Here is a 15,859-nt window from a genome sequence, read left to right on the forward strand (position 1 = left end):
ATCTATCCGAACCCCGCCCTTCCCCGCTACTGTAAGCAACCCGCCGGTCTCTGAAAAAGGCTCAACTCTTGAGTGACGCACTCGCCAAACCCCAAGCCATTTCCCTGCGCGAAGCTTTCCTGTTCTGGCTCAAGCTCGGCTTCATCAGTTTCGGTGGTCCGGCCGGACAGATTTCGATCATGCACCAGGAATTGGTTGAGCGCCGGCGCTGGATTTCGGAGCGGCGTTTTCTGCACGCGCTCAACTATTGCATGTTGCTGCCCGGCCCCGAGGCGCAGCAACTGGCGACGTACATCGGCTGGCTGATGCACCGGACCTGGGGCGGCGTGATTGCCGGCGGGCTGTTTGTGTTGCCGTCGCTGTTCATCCTGATCGGGTTGTCGTGGATGTACATCGCGTTTGGCGACGTGCCGGTGGTGGCCGGGTTGTTTTATGGGATCAAGCCGGCAGTCACCGCGATTGTGCTGCAGGCCGCCCATCGCATCGGCTCACGAGCGCTGAAGAACAATTGGCTGTGGGGGATCGCGGCGGCATCGTTCACCGCCATTTTCGCGTTCAATGTGCCGTTTCCGCTGATTGTGTTGGGTGCAGCGGTGATCGGTTATGTCGGCGGACGTTGGGCGCCGGAGAAATTTAGCAATGGCGGCCACAGCGCGACGAAAAAAACCTACGGCCCGGCGCTGATCGACGACGACACCCCGACGCCTGAGCATGCGCGTTTCAGTGCCGTGAAGCTGCTGCGTCTGGCGCTGATCGGCGCCGTGTTGTGGGCGTTGCCGATGGGACTGCTCACGCTGCTGTTCGGCTGGAACGGCACGCTGACGCAGATGAGTTGGTTCTTCACCAAAGCCGCGTTGCTGACCTTCGGTGGCGCCTACGCCGTGCTGCCCTATGTGTATCAAGGCGCGGTCGGCCACTATGGCTGGCTGACGCCGACGCAGATGATCGATGGCCTGGCACTGGGCGAAACCACGCCCGGACCGCTGATCATGGTGGTGGCCTTCGTCGCGTTTGTCGGCGGTTATGTCCAGCAGGTGTTCGGCGCCGATCACGTGTTCCTCGCCGGAGCCGTCGCCGCCATGCTGGTGACCTGGTTCACCTTCCTCCCCTCGTTTCTGTTCATCCTCGCCGGCGGGCCGCTGGTGGAATCGACGCACAACGAACTGAAATTCACCGCACCGCTGACCGTGATTACCGCTGCAGTGGTCGGAGTGATCCTCAACCTCGCGTGTTTCTTCGGCTACCACGTGCTCTGGCCCAACGGCTTCAGTGCTCACCTCGACTGGCCTTCGGCGCTGATTGCCATTGCAGCGGCGATAGCCTTGTTTCGTTTCAAACGCGGGGTGATCCAAGTGTTGATTGGCTGTGCGTTGGTTGGGCTGGCGGTGCATCTGTTGCGTTAACAACGGCCAAAAGCGCCCACACCTCAAGGATGTGGACGCCGGTGGGGCACGGTCATTTGGTCGCGTGTTGCACCTGCGCTTCAGGCATCGCCGAAGAGTGGTGGTTGAGGATCTTCCACTGACCGCCGACCTGTTCGTAGACGAAGGTGTAGCGCGCCTGCACCTGACGGGTCTTGCCGGTCGCCTCGGTCAGGGTGAAGGTGTAGACGCCGCTGTCCATGGCCACGTTGCTGCCCAGTTGGCGGATTTCGCGGTAGTTGATCTGGCCTACCGGCTTGAGCGCCAGGAAGTGATCGAAGTAGTCCTTGATCTGATCCGGCGTGGTCCGCACCTGGTTGGACACCGTCGGCTGCAACACCGCGCCCGGTGCATAAAGGTCAACTACCATTTGCGCGTTGCCGGTCTGCAAGGCGCTGTTCCAGCGGTCAAACAAGCCGGCAATTTCCCGATCCTTCACATTGGTTGGCGCCTTGGCCACGGTGCGATAAACGTACGGGGCCGTCTCAGCGGCTTGGGCAAACGGAGCGCTCAAAGCAAAAAACAGAGCGATGGCCGGAATCTTCATTTTCATTGCGATACTCCTGGGGTGGTCGTTGAGTCCACTTTGCCAATCCGCCAGCCGCCCGACATCGGCCACTCGGAGTCATTTGCCTATGCCATTTGGCAGATAGCGCCCGGCCCTGTTAACAAGGTTTAATGAGCTCCCCCTGCGCCCGCGGGTCCGTCTCAACGCCGGAGCGAAACATGCAAAACCCGCCTCACGATCCCGGTAGTGCCTTGGCCATCCGCACTCACTATCGACAATCCGAAAGTCGCGCGGCGCGCCTGCGGTTGTTGGTGGATACCGGCCAAGAGTTGACCCGACTGGCCCCGCACGCCATGCGCGAACGTGTGTTGGCGCGGGCGTGCGCCTTCCTCGCAATGGACCATGGCTTGCTGCTGGAGTGGGACGCCGACGGGCGCGTGAACGCTAGCGCCCGACATGGCAGCCGTGATCGACTGGACAGCCTCGACGCCGTCGTCGACCGCAGCATGCGCACGCCATTCTGGCAAGACCGTCCGGGGGAAGCCCTGCCGAGTGTGTTGCGGGTGCCACTGCGCGGCGGCGACGGCGATGCCTTTGGCGTCCTGGTGCTGGCCAACAGCGTCGGCCTGCGGGCGCCGGATAATGAAGACACGGAATCCCTGCAACTGCTCGCTACCCTGCTGGCCGCGCACCTTGAAAATGATCGCCTGCTGACAACGCTCAAGTCCCGGGATCGCACCTTGTCTGACCTGGTCAATCGGCTGCTCCGCGCGCAAGAGGACGAACGCAAACGCGTGGCCTACGACCTGCACGATGGCCTGGCGCAAACCCTCGCTGGTTTGCATCAGCGCCTGCAAGGTTTTGCCGGCCGCTGCCCGACTCTGCCAGACACACTCGATGCCGACTTGCAGGCCATTCTTTCGCTGGCCCAGCATTGCGTGGGTGAAGGCCGACAACTGATCGCAGGCCTGCGTCCGACGGTGCTCGACGATTTCGGTTTGCTCAAAGCCGTCGATAAAGAGGCCGATCGCCTGCGCGACGCCGGAATCGGTGTGCACTGGATCGCACGTTGCGACGCACGTTTGCCCAGCCAGGTGGAGATCGCGTTGTTCAGGATTGCCCAGGAAGCGATCAACAATATCCTCAAGCATGCGCAGGCCAGCCGGGTCCAACTGACGCTGGACGTGCACGAAGACCACGCCTCGCTGCGAGTTGACGATAACGGCAGAGGTTTTGCCCTCGAGCAGAAGCTCGACAACGCAGACGCTCGGCACCTGGGCCTCGCGACCATGCGAGAACGCGCCAGCCTGCTGGGGGGCAGTCTCACCTGCGTCAGCGCGCTCAACTGCGGTACCCAACTGCACGCCCGCGTGCCGGCCCACTTGAATGGAACACCACAATGACCCACGTTTTACGTCTGGTGCTGGCGGACGATCATGAAGTCACGCGCACCGGTTTCGTTGCGCTGCTGGCCGGTCATCCGCAATTCGAAGTGGTCGGCCAGGCCCGCGATGGCCAGGAGGCCGTCGAGCTGTGCGAACGGCTGCTGCCGGACATTGTGATCCTCGACATTCGCATGCCGGTGCTCAACGGTCTGGGCGCGGCACGCCTGCTTCAACAACGTCTGCCGGCCTTGAAAGTCGTGATCTTCACCATGGACGACAGCCCCGATCACCTGGAAGCGGCGATGAATGCCGGTGCCGTCGGCTACCTGCTCAAAGACGCCAGTCGTGATGAAGTGATCGACGCGTTGCAAAGGGTCGCCGCTGGCGAGGAAGTCCTCAATGGTGCGGTTAGCGCCCGCCTGCTGCGGCGCATGACCACGCGCAGTGCCAGCGGTGCCCCACCGACCGAAAACCTGACGCCACGTGAACGCCAGGTACTCAGCCTGGTAGCCAACGGTTGCAGCAACCGCGCAATCGGCGAGCAACTGGGCATCACCACCGGTACGGCCAAGGCCCATGTCGAACGGGTCATCGGCAAACTCGGCGCGGCGGATAGAACCCAGGCCGCAGTCCGTGGCATTGCACTCGGCCTGGTCACTCAACCATGAAGGTGTTTTACGCCCGACGCTGGGCCGACCTGCCTCTGCGAGGCAAGGCCCTGGTGGTGATCTCGCTGCCATTGGTGGTGCTGTTGTTGTCCCTGGTGCTGATTTACATCACCGAACGCCAGACCGCTCGCGCCGAAGAAGACGTGCGCCGGGTATTGCGCGTGCAAGGCGACATCCAGACCGTCCACACTCTGCTTGCCGAGGCGGCCGCCAGCGTACGCGGTTACTTGCTGACACGCCGTGAGGACTTCCTGCCGGGCTACCTGAACGCCAAGCCGTTGATTGAATCGGCGCTGCGCCGGCTGGACAGTAATGTTCGCGATGAACGCGTGCGCGAACAGCTCACCGCCATGACGCCGCTGATCAACTCCAAAATCGATGGCCTGGAGGAAATGCTCAACGACCCGGCGACGACTACCGATTCGATTACCCCCATCCTGATCAACAACAAACACACCCTCGACGAGTTGCGTCAGCACATCAGCACCATGCTCACCCTGGAGGATTCGCTGCTGGCCGAGCGCACCGCGGCCGCGTCCGAGAATCGCCAGCGGCTGTTACTGTCCACGTGGCTGGCTGCCATCTGCGGGCTGTTTGGCGCCATCGTGGCCGTGCTGTTTTTGTCCAAGGGCATCGTCGCCCGGGTGCAGCAAGTCCAGGGCAATGCCCAGCGACTTGCCCTCGGACAACCATTGCTGCCGCAACCGCCGGAGCAAGATGAAATCGGTCAGTTGGGCACTCGTCTGGTGGAAGCAGGGGTGCTGCTGGCTGAGCGCGAACGGGCATTGCGCGACAATGAAGAACGGCTGCGGCTGATCATCGATGGGGTGAAAGACTACGGGATTTTCGCCCTCGATACGGCCGGCTATGTCACCAGTTGGAACGCGGGCGCGGAGCGGATCAAGGGCTACACCGAGCAGGAGATTATCGGCCAGCATTTCTCGGTGTTCTACCTGCCGCAAGAATGCCCGCAACACCCGGCCATGGCGCTGCACGAGGCCACCCGCGACGGCCATTACATGGAAGAAGGCTGGCGCTGCCGCCAGGATGGCACACGCTTTTGGGCCAGCGTGGTGATCACCGCGCAGTACGACAGCACCGGCGCCCTGCGCGGCTTCTCGAAAATCACCCGCGACATTACTGACCGCCGCGTGGCCGAGATTGCGCTGCGCACCGCACGCGAAGAAGCCGAACGTGCCAGCCGGGCCAAAAGCGAATTCCTGTCGCGCATGAGCCACGAACTGCGCACGCCGCTGAACTCGATCCTGGGCTTTGCGCAACTATTGGACATGGACTCGCCCGCCGGGCAAAAGGCCCAGATCGGGCACATCCTGCGCGCGGGTCAACACCTGCTGACCCTGATCAACGAAGTGCTGGACATCGCCAAGATCGAAGCCGGACGCCTGCCGCTGAACATCGAATCGGTGCCTTTGGCGATCGCCCTGCAAGAAGCCCTGACGCTGGTCTCGCCGATGGCCACCGACGCCGGCATCCACCTGGCGCCTTTGCCGACGCTGGCCGCTGACTGCGGGATCGTCGCTGATCGGCAGCGCCTGACCCAAGTGCTGTTGAACTTGCTGTCCAACGCGATCAAGTACAACCGGCCCGAGGGTCAGGTGAGCATTGAGGTCGAGGTTGATCAACAGCGTATTGCCGTGACGGTTTGCGACACCGGCAAGGGCATTGCGGCGGATCGCCTGGGTCAATTGTTCAAGCCGTTCGAGCGCCTGGAGGCCGACCCGAACGTGGAAGGCAGCGGCCTCGGCCTGGCGCTGAGCAAGAGCCTGCTGGAAATGATGAGTGGCAGCCTGACCGTGCAAAGCCAACCCGGCGCCGGCTCGCGATTTACCCTGGAGCTGCCATTTGCGCAGTTGCAGGAAACCGTCGATGCCGTGGTTGCGCCCATCGATAACCGGCCGCTGCTCCCCGGCCCTCAGGTCCGGGGCAAGGTGCTGTGCATCGAAGACAACCTCTCCAGCCTGGCGCTGATCGAAACCTTGCTGCAACGCCGACCCGGGATAAAACTGTTGTCGAGCATGCAAGGACAACTGGGGCTGGACCTCGCCGCACAACATGCTCCGCAACTGATTCTGCTGGACGTTTCGCTGCCGGACATCGACGGGCTGAACGTGTTGCAGCGCCTGCGTCAGTCCGCGATCACCCGGACCACTCCGGTGCTGATGATCACCGCCGACGCCAGCGACCTCACCCGTCTGGCCTTGTGCGACGCGGGCGCGACAGCGGTACTCACCAAACCGATTCACATCCCTTCGTTCCTCGCCCACCTCGACCAGTATTTCCCGGAGCCCGCGTGAACACTGACCTGCGCATTCTGATCATCGACGACCAACGCCCCAATCTCGATCTGGTAGAGCAATTACTGGTGCGCGAAGGGCTGACCAATGTCCTGAGCAGCACCCAGCCGCTGCGCACCCTGGACCTGTTCAACAGCTTCGAGCCGGACCTGGTGATTCTCGACCTGCACATGCCGGAGTTCGACGGCTTTGCCGTGCTGGAACAACTCAACCGGCGCATTCCGAGCGGCGAATACCTGCCAATCCTGGTGCTCACCGCCGACGCCACTCGCGACACCCGCCTGCGCGCCTTGGCACTCGGAGCCAAGGACTTCATCAGCAAACCGCTGGACGCACTGGAAACCATGCTGCGGGTGTGGAACCTGTTGGAAACCCGGGCCCTGTATAAAACCTTGAGGACGCTGATACCGGCCGAGCAAATCGACCTGCTGCGCCAGCGCTAAACTGCCGCGTCGACCTGCACCACTTCGATGCCCAGTCGCTGGTAATCCTCGACATTGCCCGAGGCCAGATGCCGCTCGGTGATCAGCGTCTGGATGCGCCGGCAAGGCGCCACGACAAACGGCTCTACCGCGCCCAGTTTGTCCGCCATGCTCACGGCCACCACATGCGCGGCGCTGTCGAGCATCGCCTGTTTCACCGGCACCTCGTCGAAATGCAAAGAGCTGATGCCAACCTCGGGGTGAATCGCACAAACCCCGGTAAACAACAGATCCGCCTTGATCCCCTGAAGCAGGCGCAACGTTTCTTGCCCGCTGGCGCACATCGTCGCCGGATTGAGTTGACCACCGGCCAGAATCACCTTGATGCCCTTGAACTCGGCCAACGCGATCGCGATGATCGGCGAGGCGGTGACAGCGGTGATGCTGATGTCGGAGGGCAGCGAACGGGCGACCTGCAACGTCGTCGAGCCCGAGTCGAAAATCACGATCTGGCCATCCTTCACGTACCCTGCCGCGAGTTGCGCCAGGTGGGTTTTCACCTCATCGGTTTCGCTGACCCGGGTGAAGAAATCCTTGCCGGTATCCTTGGGACGCGGCAACGCCCCGCCGTGCACACGCTGGACCAGGCCGGCGCCGTCCAGCTCGGCCAGATCGCGGCGGATGGTGTCTTCGGACACGGCGAAATGCTGGCTGAGCTCGGACGCCATGACTTTGCCGTCACGTTCGAGGATCAACAGGATTTTTTGTCGGCGCAGGGAAGGCAGTTCGGCAATGGAATGGTCTTGCATGGTAATGCCTGTTTTTGCGGGTTTGTGCGAGATTAGCCAAAGCACCGCGCAAACACAATCGAGGAGGTCAGGAACCTCCTCCTCAGTTGGTCGCCATCCGTGCCGCAGTCCCCGACTTCACCAGCGCATTCAACGAGGCATCAAACTGCTTCAACGCATTCACTTGCAGTTCGGTCTGCTGGTCGATTTGCGCGGCAATCTCCGGCGCAGCTTTGCCTTGCACCCATACCGAAGGCATTTGCTGTGCGCGGGCACCTTCGGCCTGGCCGATGTATTGCAGGTTCGAGTCGTAGAACTTGGCGAGGAACCGCGCTTCAACCTGGTTGTTACGCTTGCTCACCAAGCGGTTGTAGGTGTCGAGCATCACCACCACGTCCGGCTTCGCTTGCACCAAGGCATCGAGGTTGTCGTAGACGGTCACCGAAGCGAATTGTTTCTGCAACGAACCCATCAACCAGTTGATCGCCAGTTTTGGATCGGAGCTTTTGATAAAAGCGTTGCTGATGCGCGAATCGAGTGCGGCGTTTTTGCCGCCGTTGACTGCGACAGCGTGATAGTTCTCAAGGTATTCGAGGGTGTTGACGGTGTTTTCGCTGTAGAGCACGCCCACCGATTGGGAATGCTTCAGTTCGGCGCTGCTGTCCCCCATTGGCAGGAAATGGCAGGCCTGCGGGTCAGCGGCGTAGGCCGGTGCGGTGGCAGCGAAACCGCCGGTGATGACGGCGACAAGGGCTAAAACAGTTGAAATTCTCATCGCGCAGATTCCTTCAGAAGCGAGATCGGTATGTCGCTATCCTCCTCCGTTGAGGAAAAAACAGAACTCGCATTTTTTGATGATGACTATCGATTGAACGAATGGTCAGGAAAGCCCTGCGTTCAGGCTTGCCTGACGATATCGACCGAGATCTCCACCGCCGTTTCCGAGCCTCTGTTTTCGAGCCAGTGAGTGGTGTTCCGATCCTCGGGCCAACCCACTCCGGGCCCGTAATCCGTAGCGACGCCATTACGATGGTCGGTGATGGTCCCTTGCAGGATGTAGACGGTTCCCGGCCTGTCGATGTGGTTGTGCACCGGCCCGAAGACGCCTCCGGGCTCGATGGTCACCTTGCGCATTCTGAGTTGGCGCCCTGCCATGCCCTCGATCTCGGGACCGAGGTCAATCGTTGCCAGCAACATCACCGTCACGCCTTTCGTTTCGGGTGCCGCCGGTTCGATGCTCATTGCGCGCTCCACGTGGACCTATAGGGTCTAGTTACAAGTAGAGACCCTAAAAGACGTAATCGGCGGTGAGGCGACAAAAGGTGACGCCGGGGCTGCAAGCAATGACCTCGGCGATGGTTTTGAGCAGATGGGGGATTAACCCAGCCGTATCGACAGTTCAACGTCTTCACCGAAAGGCACGGACAGGTAGCCGTTTGCCGGGGAGCGCACGTAGGCCAGGTATTCCGGGCAGTAATCGGAGTTGTCGGCAATCACCAGGGCGCCGTGTTTGAGGCGACTTTCTACCAGACCCAAGACGTCGCCGTAGAGGGCTTTGGCGCCATCGAGCAGCAGCAAGTCGATGGCCTCGGGCAGATCGGTTGCGAGTGTGACGAGCGCATCGCCCTCGCGAATCTCCACCAGATCGCTGACCCCGCCCTCGATGAGGTGTTGGCGCGCCAGGGCAATCTTCGACGGCTCGAATTCACTACTGATCAGCACACCGCCACCGTTGTCCCGCAGCGCGGCGGCGAGGTGCAAGGTTGAAAGGCCGAACGAGGTGCCGAATTCGACGATAGCCCTCGCCTTTGAACTGCGCGCCAGGGTGTACAGCAGTTTGCCGGTGTCCCGCGAGACCGGCAGCCACAGGTCTTTGAGCAGCCCGTAGAGTTCGAGGTAGTCGGTTTTGCTGTGCATGAGGCGGTCGCGGTCCTCGGCGGAAAAGTCGTTGAAAACCGGGCTGGTGGCGGCATTGGCTTTTGCGTACAGGCGTTCAATCAGCGAGGCCATAGGGGCCGAAGTGATGGTGGTCATGGGTGCTTCCCGTTTACAGGTTGAGCGCCTGTCGGCGCCGGGGCTAAGATGCGACTAATTCGTCGCATTAAAATTATGCGAACAATTCGTCACATTCGCTATTCGCATTAGCCCCGAGGCCCGCAGCACCCATGACAACCCGCCAGACCTCGCAGATTTCCTCACGCAAACAGCCCCGGCAGGCCCGCTCAACCGAGTTGGTGGCGGCCATTCTGCAAGCAGCTACTCAGGTTTTGGCCAAGGAAGGCGCTGCGCGTTTCACCACCGCCCGCGTGGCGGAAAAGGCCGGTGTCAGCATTGGCTCGGTGTACCAATATTTCCCCAACAAGGCCGCCATCCTGTTCCGGTTGCAGAGCGATGAGTGGCAGCAGACCACGCAAATGTTGCGCGGGATTCTGGAGGATGCGGACAAGCCGCCGCTTGAGCGGTTGCGGGCGTTGGTGCATGCGTTTATTTGTTCCGAGTGCGAAGAGGCGCAGATGCGGGTGGCGCTCAGTGATGCCGCGCCGCTCTATCGCGATGCGCCGGAAGCTCATGAAGTGCGGGCGGCGGGGCAGCAGATTTTTCAGGATTTCATGGGTGAGGCGTTGCCGGAGGCCTGCGAAGAAACTCGCGCGCTGGCTTGCGATCTGGTCTCCACGACGCTCAGTTCGGTGGGGAAGTCTTTCTCGGGAAGCCCGCGTAGTCACGATGAGATTGCGGTGTATTCCGATGGGATGGCGGATATGTTTTGTGCCTACATCACGGCGCTGAACAGGCGCTGATGCTGATCGGTTAATGATTTGAACGCCGCATAACCTGTGGGAGCGAGCTTGCTCGCGAAGGCGGTGTGACAGCCAGCATTAATGCTGAATGTGAAACCGCCTTCGCGAGCAAGCCCGCTCCCACATTTGTTCAGCGTTGGTTACGAGATGTGTGGCCGACACAGGCCCCTGTAGGAGCGAAGCTTGCTCGCGAAGGCGTCGTCACAGCCAAAAACCATGTCATCTGACACACCGCCTTCGCGAGCAAGCTTTGCTCCTACAGAGGATCTTCGGTGGGCTCAGAATCTGTGATCGGCGATAGTCCCTGTGGGAGCGGGCTTGCTCGCGAAGGCGGTGTGTCAGCCGATAATTAGTTTGGATGTAGCGGCCTCTTCGCGGGCAAGCCTCGCTCCTACAGGGGATTGGGTTGGTCGCTCGGTGTTCAGCGGTCATCGAATGTGAAGTTGGGGTTGCTCAATACATATTGATATCCGTATATTCGGACTTTCACATATCTTCGGCCACCCCATGCTAAGTCCTCCAGCCATCTACAAATGCCTCTCCGATGAAACCCGCGCCCGGGCCACTTTGCTGATCACCCGTGAAGGAGAGTTATGCGTCTGCGAATTGGTCTGCGCGCTGGATGACAGTCAGCCGAAAATCTCCCGCCATCTGGCCCAGCTCCGTGCATGCGGTCTGTTGCTTGATCGACGCCAGGGCCAATGGGTGTATTACCGGCTAAACCCCGAACTGCCGGCCTGGGTGCGCGCCGTGCTGGAAACCACCCTGCACGCCAATGCCGATTGGCTCGAAGAAAACAGCGCCCGGCTTAAACAGATGCACGACCGCCCACTCAATACCGCAGCCTGCTGCTGACCTGACCCTACGGAGTTTCCATGCGAGTTCTATTCATGTGCACGGCCAACAGCTGCCGCAGCATCCTCTCCGAAGCGATGTTCAATCACCTGGCGCCGACGGGTTTCGAGGCGGTCAGTGCCGGCAGTTTCCCCAAGGGCCAGGTGTTGCCTCGCAGCCTGACCACGTTGCAGGCAGCCGGCATCGCCACCGATGGCTTGAGCAGCAAAGGTAACGACGCCTTCGAAGCCAACCCGCCAGACATCGTCATCACCGTTTGCGACAAGGCTGCCGGTGAAACCTGCCCCGTGTACTTCGGCCCGGCGCTGAAGGCGCATTGGGGGCTGGAAGATCCGTCAGATGTGTCGGGTGACGAAGCCGCGATATCCGCCGCTTTCCACGCGACCCTGGCGCGTATCGAAACCCGTTGCCTTGCCTTTCTCGCCCTGCCCTTCGCCGACCTTGATCGCGATGCCTTGAAGCGTGAACTCGACCGCATCAGCACGCTGTAACTGGAGCCGCCCATGACTCATCCACTGCCCAACCTCGACCCGTCATTGATTGCACAGCGTGAAAATGGCGATCAGCACAAACCGCGAATCCTGCTGTTGTACGGCTCGACCCGCGCCCGCTCCTTCAGTCGATTGCTGGTAGAAGAAGCAGCCCGTTTACTCGAACACTTCGGCGCCGAAACACGGATTTTCAATCCCTCAGGTTTGCCGCTGCCGGACGACGCGCCGAACGATCATCCGAAAGTCCAGGAACTGCTGGAGTTGATGCAATGGTCGGAAGGCCAGGTCTGGTGCTCGCCGGAGCGCCACGGTTCGATGTCGGCGGTGTTCAAGGCGCAGATCGACTGGGTGCCGCTGGCCATCGGCGCCGTGCGCCCGACCCAGGGCAAGACCCTGGCGGTGATGCAGGTGTGCGGCGGCTCGCAATCGTTCAACGTGGTCAATCAACTGCGCGTGCTGGGGCGCTGGATGCGCATGTTCACCATCCCCAATCAATCCTCGGTGCCGAAGGCTTTTCTGGAGTTCGACGAGGACAACCGCATGAAGCCCTCGGCGCTGTATGACCGGGTGGTGGACGTGATGGAGGAACTGGTGAAATTCACGCTCCTGCTTCGCGAGCGCCCGGATCTGGTTGACCGCTATTCGGAGCGCAAGGAGTCGGCTGAAGCGCTGACCCAGCGCGTCAATCAGCGGTCGATTTGATAGCACCAGGCATTCAGGCCACACATAAACCCTGTAGGAGCAAAGCTTGCTCGCGAAAGCGGTGGGTCAGTCAATATTGATGTTGCCTGACACGCCGCCTTCGCGAGCAAGCTTCGCTCCTACAGAGGATCTTCGGTGGGCTCGGGATTTATGTTCGACGGTGATCCCTGTGGGAGCGAGCCTGCTCGCGAAGAGGCCGGCACATCCAGCATCAATGTTGACTGACACATCGCCTTCGCGAGCAGGCTCGCTCCCACAGGTTCTTCGTTTTACCGAATACTCAACGTTCCCACTTCCACCGCCCCGCCATTGAGCCTTACCGGCCACACCCGCAACCGCTGTTGCGGATACTCCAGGCAGCTACCATCCTCCAGCCGGAAATGCTGCTTGTAGATCGGCGACGCGACCACCAGATCGCCCTTGATGCTGCCAATCAACCCCCGACCGATCACATTCGCGCCGGATTGCGGGTCGTGGTTGTCGATGGCAAACAACGTCTGGCCCTCGGCATGCGGCAGGTAGAACAGCGCCACTTGCGCGCCGTCGAGCCACACGACCACGCCGGAATTGTCGACCAGATCCTGTTGCGCGCACACGGTTTGCCAGGCCCCGTTGTTTTCCATAGCGGCCATGCGTTGGGTATTGGAAAGGCTCATCAGGCAATCTCCTCGGTGACCGGGATCAGGTTGAGTTCGGCGGCCATGATCGGGCGCCGTTGGCCGCGTTCCTGGACGAAGTGGATGTCCGGGTCCGGGCGTTTGTCGTTGACGAAGGTGCGGAAGCGTTTGAGTTTTTCAGGGTCTTTAAGAGCGTTGGCCCATTCGCATTCGTAGCGATCGACCACCAATTGCATCTGCGCTTCGAGCTCTGCACCAAGCCCGAGGCTGTCGCTGATGATCACGTCTTTGAGGAAGTCGAGGCCGCCCTCCAGGCTCTCGCGCCAGACCGAGGTGCGCTGCAATTTGTCGGCGGTGCGGATGTAAAACATCAGGAAGCGGTCGATGTAACGGATCAGGGTTTCATCGTCGAGGTCGGTCGCAAACAACTCGGCGTGACGCGGACGCATGCCGCCATTGCCGGCGATGTAAAGGTTCCAGCCCTTCTCGGTGGCGATCACGCCGACGTCTTTGCTCTGGGCCTCGGCGCATTCGCGGGTGCAACCGGACACGGCGAATTTGAGTTTGTGCGGCGAGCGCAGTCCCTTGTAGCGGTCCTCGATGAGCAGGGCCATTTTCACGCTGTCCTGCACGCCGTAACGGCACCAGGTGCTGCCGACGCAGGACTTCACCGTGCGCGTGGATTTGCCGTAGGCGTGGCCGGTTTCGAAACCGGCTTCGATCAGCTCGCTCCAGATGTCCGGCAACTCATGCAACTGCGCGCCAAACAGGTCGATGCGCTGGCCGCCGGTGATTTTGGTGTAGAGGTCGTATTTCTTCGCCACCACACCAATCGCGATCAGCTTGTCAGCGGTGATTTCGCCACCGGGGATACGCGGCACCACGGAGTACGTGCCGTTCTTTTGCATGTTGGCCATGAAGGTGTCGTTGGTGTCCTGCAACGGCACCAGCGAAGGGTCCATGATCGGCTGGTTCCAGCACGAGGCGAGGATCGAGCCCACCGCCGGTTTGCACACGTCGCAACCGGTGTGGCCTCGGCCATGCTTGGCCAGCAGTTCTTCGAAGGTGATCACCCCTTCCACCCGCACCAGCGCATAGAGTTCCTGACGGGTGTAGGCGAAGTGTTCGCACAGGCTCTTGTCGACGCTGACACCACGGGCGATCAGCTCATGCTCGAAGACTTGCTTGAGCAACCCGGCGCAACCACCGCAACCGGTGCAGGCCTTGGTCTGCGACTTGAGCAGGCCGAGGTCGGTGCAGCCGCCGTCGATGGCCGAGCAGATCGCGCCTTTGGTGACGTTGTGGCACGAGCACACCGTGGCCGATTCGGGCAACGCGCCAGGGCCGAGGGTCGGCGCGCCTTCGGACGAGGGCAGGATCAGGCTGGCCGGTTCCGCTGGCAACGCGATGGCGTTCTGCATGTATTGCAGCAGCGTGTCGTAGTAGCTGTTGTCGCCGACCAGCACCGCGCCCAACACGTACTTGCCGGTCGGGTCCACCACCAGGCGCCGGTAGCTGGCGGTGGCTTCGTCGATGAACTGATAGCTGCGCGCGCCCGGCGTATGGGCGTGGGCATCGCCGATGGAACCGACGTCCACGCCCAGCAGTTTGAGCTTGGTCGACATGTCCGCGCCCAGGAACGGCTCGGCGGTCTGGTTGCACACCTGTGCGGCCACCCCACGGGCCATCTGGTAACCCGGCGCGACCAGGCCGAACAAGCTGCCATTCCACGCCGCGCACTCGCCGATGGCGTAGATGTTCGGGTCGCTGCTCAGGCATTCGTCGTTGATCACCACGCCACCGCGCGGGCCGATGTCCAGTGCGCATTGGCGAGCCAGCGCATCTTGCGCACGGATACCGGCGGAGAACACGATCAGGTCGGTTTCAAGGAATTCGTCGTTTGCAAAATTCATGCGGTAGCGGTAATCCGCGCCGGCGCTGATCGATTGCGTGGCGCGGGATAAATGCACACCGACACCCAGCCGTTCAATCTGCGCCTTCAGCGCCAGGCCACCGAAGTCATCCAGCTGCACCGGCATCAGCCGTGGGGCGAACTCGACGACATGCGCTTCCAGCCCCAGGCTTTTCAGCGCGTTGGCGGCTTCAAGACCGAGCAAGCCACCGCCGACCACCACACCGCGCCGGGCGTTGGCCGCTGCGGCACGAATCGCGTCGAGGTCTTCCAGCGTGCGATACACCAGTCGCGAATCGCCCTCGGCGCCCTCAATCGGCGGTACAAATGGATAGGAGCCGGTGGCCAGGATCAACTTGTCGTAAGCGACGCAGCCTTGAGCGGTAATCACCTCGCAACGAGCGCGGTCGATTTCCAGCACTGGCACACCCAGATGCAAAGTGACGCCGGGCGTCTGGTACAAAGACGCGTCCGACAGCGCCAGCGACTCGGCATCACGACCGGTGAAATACTCGGACAAGTGCACACGGTCGTAGGCACGCATCGGCTCTTCGCTGAAGACGTGCAGGCGGTAATGGTCCAGCGCCCCGCGCTCGATCAGTTGTTCGACGCAATGATGTCCGACCATGCCATTGCCGATCACGATCAGCGTTTGCAATTTGTTCAACGCGGCAACATTGGAATTCATAAGAAGCACCCTTCGCACGGCCAATCACGGTTCAAAAAGCAAAAAAAAACGCCTGAAACCTTGCGGTTCCAGGCATCTTTGCCTGTTCTTTTGCGGTGTTGAAACCAGACGTCTATGCCTGATCCACCGATGTAGCCCACGACCTGTTGGCCATTCGATCGTCGTTGACCGAGGGGGCGACCCACCGTGTGTATCGACGGTGGGTTTGAACAAGGGCTTGCAGCGATTGTGCCAACCAGTGCAAGCCAGTGGCTACAGCGCTCGGAGGTTGTCACAGCGATGGGAAACG

General features: G+C 61.2%; 16 protein-coding genes. 9 read left to right on the forward strand and 7 right to left on the reverse strand.

Features of this window, described 5'->3' with window-relative positions; genetic code table 11:
• The first annotated feature begins 68 nt into the window (after positions 1-68).
• A complete protein-coding gene (gene chrA / locus LOY68_RS18905) occupies positions 69-1,403 on the forward strand; it encodes a chromate efflux transporter (RefSeq protein WP_265039071.1) in 1,335 nt (444 codons plus the stop codon).
• Between the two features lie 52 nt (positions 1,404-1,455).
• On the opposite strand, the gene LOY68_RS18910 is transcribed toward chrA, so the two are convergent.
• Positions 1,456-1,974, reverse strand: a complete 519-nt coding sequence (locus LOY68_RS18910; protein ID WP_265039073.1) for an SgcJ/EcaC family oxidoreductase — start codon at positions 1,972-1,974, stop codon at positions 1,456-1,458.
• A 173-nt stretch (positions 1,975-2,147) separates the two neighbouring features.
• Here LOY68_RS18910 and LOY68_RS18915 point away from each other — a divergent pair, with 173 nt between their 5' ends.
• From LOY68_RS18915 to LOY68_RS18930, 4 genes are read left to right on the forward strand one after another with little or no spacing between them, the layout of a single operon-like run.
• On the forward strand, positions 2,148-3,332 hold the full coding sequence (locus LOY68_RS18915) for a sensor histidine kinase (protein ID WP_265039074.1): 1,185 nt from the start codon (positions 2,148-2,150) through the stop codon (positions 3,330-3,332).
• Positions 3,329-3,982 (forward strand): response regulator, encoded by a 654-nt coding sequence (locus LOY68_RS18920; protein ID WP_265039075.1) that lies wholly within the window; start codon positions 3,329-3,331, stop codon positions 3,980-3,982. Before LOY68_RS18915 ends, LOY68_RS18920 begins: the two co-directional genes overlap by 4 nt.
• Positions 3,979-6,297 carry an ATP-binding protein gene (locus tag LOY68_RS18925; RefSeq protein ID WP_265039077.1) on the forward strand — a complete coding sequence of 773 codons (2,319 nt, stop codon included), beginning with the start codon at positions 3,979-3,981 and terminating at the stop codon, positions 6,295-6,297. Before LOY68_RS18920 ends, LOY68_RS18925 begins: the two co-directional genes overlap by 4 nt.
• The gene (locus LOY68_RS18930; protein WP_054050423.1) at positions 6,294-6,740 is read left to right on the forward strand and encodes a response regulator; all 447 of its coding nucleotides are present in this window, start codon (positions 6,294-6,296) and stop codon (positions 6,738-6,740) included. Before LOY68_RS18925 ends, LOY68_RS18930 begins: the two co-directional genes overlap by 4 nt.
• Here LOY68_RS18930 and LOY68_RS18935 read toward each other — a convergent pair.
• The 4 genes from LOY68_RS18935 to LOY68_RS18950 form a co-directional block, all read right to left on the reverse strand.
• The gene (locus LOY68_RS18935) at positions 6,737-7,528 is read right to left on the reverse strand and encodes a DeoR/GlpR family DNA-binding transcription regulator (protein ID WP_054614350.1); all 792 of its coding nucleotides are present in this window, start codon (positions 7,526-7,528) and stop codon (positions 6,737-6,739) included. The genes LOY68_RS18930 and LOY68_RS18935 overlap by 4 nt on opposite strands.
• Positions 7,529-7,610: 82 nt before the next feature.
• Complete coding sequence (locus LOY68_RS18940; RefSeq protein WP_265039079.1) at positions 7,611-8,282, reverse strand: ATPase; 672 nt, start codon at positions 8,280-8,282, stop codon at positions 7,611-7,613.
• A gap of 122 nt (positions 8,283-8,404) precedes the next feature.
• Positions 8,405-8,749: a cupin domain-containing protein gene (locus LOY68_RS18945; protein WP_265039081.1), complete on the reverse strand. Its 345-nt coding sequence runs from the start codon at positions 8,747-8,749 to the stop codon at positions 8,405-8,407.
• A 135-nt stretch (positions 8,750-8,884) separates the two neighbouring features.
• On the reverse strand, positions 8,885-9,541 hold the full coding sequence (locus LOY68_RS18950; protein WP_265039083.1) for an O-methyltransferase: 657 nt from the start codon (positions 9,539-9,541) through the stop codon (positions 8,885-8,887).
• Between the two features lie 131 nt (positions 9,542-9,672).
• Here LOY68_RS18950 and LOY68_RS18955 point away from each other — a divergent pair, with 131 nt between their 5' ends.
• From LOY68_RS18955 to arsH, 4 genes are all read left to right on the forward strand, one after another.
• A complete protein-coding gene (locus LOY68_RS18955; RefSeq protein WP_265039085.1) occupies positions 9,673-10,305 on the forward strand; it encodes a TetR family transcriptional regulator in 633 nt (210 codons plus the stop codon).
• 507 nt (positions 10,306-10,812) lie between these two features.
• Positions 10,813-11,160 carry a metalloregulator ArsR/SmtB family transcription factor gene (locus LOY68_RS18960; RefSeq protein ID WP_265039087.1) on the forward strand — a complete coding sequence of 116 codons (348 nt, stop codon included), beginning with the start codon at positions 10,813-10,815 and terminating at the stop codon, positions 11,158-11,160.
• A 20-nt stretch (positions 11,161-11,180) separates the two neighbouring features.
• Positions 11,181-11,651, forward strand: coding sequence for an arsenate reductase ArsC (locus LOY68_RS18965; protein WP_265039089.1), 471 nt, complete (start codon positions 11,181-11,183; stop codon positions 11,649-11,651).
• Positions 11,652-11,663: 12 nt separating this feature from the next.
• Entirely contained in the window at positions 11,664-12,353 is a 690-nt protein-coding gene (gene arsH, locus LOY68_RS18970; protein WP_265039091.1) for an arsenical resistance protein ArsH, read from the forward strand.
• 269 nt (positions 12,354-12,622) lie between these two features.
• On the opposite strand, the gene nirD is transcribed toward arsH, so the two are convergent.
• Together nirD and nirB are read right to left on the reverse strand one after the other, a co-directional pair.
• Positions 12,623-13,009 (reverse strand): nitrite reductase small subunit NirD, encoded by a 387-nt coding sequence (gene nirD, locus LOY68_RS18975; protein ID WP_265039093.1) that lies wholly within the window; start codon positions 13,007-13,009, stop codon positions 12,623-12,625.
• Positions 13,009-15,570, reverse strand: a complete 2,562-nt coding sequence (nirB, locus tag LOY68_RS18980; protein ID WP_265039094.1) for a nitrite reductase large subunit NirB — start codon at positions 15,568-15,570, stop codon at positions 13,009-13,011. Before nirB ends, nirD begins: the two co-directional genes overlap by 1 nt.
• Positions 15,571-15,859 lie beyond the last annotated feature (289 nt).

The organism is Pseudomonas sp. B21-053, from assembly GCF_026016365.1.
GTDB lineage: Bacteria > Pseudomonadota > Gammaproteobacteria > Pseudomonadales > Pseudomonadaceae > Aquipseudomonas > Aquipseudomonas nunensis.

Bases quoted from the DNA above. Each gene is read 5' to 3' on its own strand.
- LOY68_RS18920 (WP_265039075.1), top strand. From the start codon at position 3,329: ATGACCCACGTTTTACGTCTGGTGCTGGCGGACGATCATGAAGTCACG.
- LOY68_RS18965 (WP_265039089.1), top strand. From the start codon at position 11,181: ATGCGAGTTCTATTCATGTGCACGGCCAACAGCTGCCGCAGCATCCTC.
- LOY68_RS18935 (WP_054614350.1), bottom strand. From the start codon at position 7,528: ATGCAAGACCATTCCATTGCCGAACTGCCTTCCCTGCGCCGACAAAAA.
- LOY68_RS18915 (WP_265039074.1), top strand. From the start codon at position 2,148: ATGCAAAACCCGCCTCACGATCCCGGTAGTGCCTTGGCCATCCGCACT.
- LOY68_RS18960 (WP_265039087.1), top strand. From the start codon at position 10,813: ATGCTAAGTCCTCCAGCCATCTACAAATGCCTCTCCGATGAAACCCGC.
- LOY68_RS18940 (WP_265039079.1), bottom strand. From the start codon at position 8,282: ATGAGAATTTCAACTGTTTTAGCCCTTGTCGCCGTCATCACCGGCGGT.
- arsH (WP_265039091.1), top strand. From the start codon at position 11,664: ATGACTCATCCACTGCCCAACCTCGACCCGTCATTGATTGCACAGCGT.
- LOY68_RS18945 (WP_265039081.1), bottom strand. From the start codon at position 8,749: ATGAGCATCGAACCGGCGGCACCCGAAACGAAAGGCGTGACGGTGATG.
- nirD (WP_265039093.1), bottom strand. From the start codon at position 13,009: ATGAGCCTTTCCAATACCCAACGCATGGCCGCTATGGAAAACAACGGG.
- LOY68_RS18925 (WP_265039077.1), top strand. From the start codon at position 3,979: ATGAAGGTGTTTTACGCCCGACGCTGGGCCGACCTGCCTCTGCGAGGC.
- nirB (WP_265039094.1), bottom strand. From the start codon at position 15,570: ATGAATTCCAATGTTGCCGCGTTGAACAAATTGCAAACGCTGATCGTG.
- LOY68_RS18950 (WP_265039083.1), bottom strand. From the start codon at position 9,541: ATGACCACCATCACTTCGGCCCCTATGGCCTCGCTGATTGAACGCCTG.
- LOY68_RS18910 (WP_265039073.1), bottom strand. From the start codon at position 1,974: ATGAAAATGAAGATTCCGGCCATCGCTCTGTTTTTTGCTTTGAGCGCT.
- LOY68_RS18955 (WP_265039085.1), top strand. From the start codon at position 9,673: ATGACAACCCGCCAGACCTCGCAGATTTCCTCACGCAAACAGCCCCGG.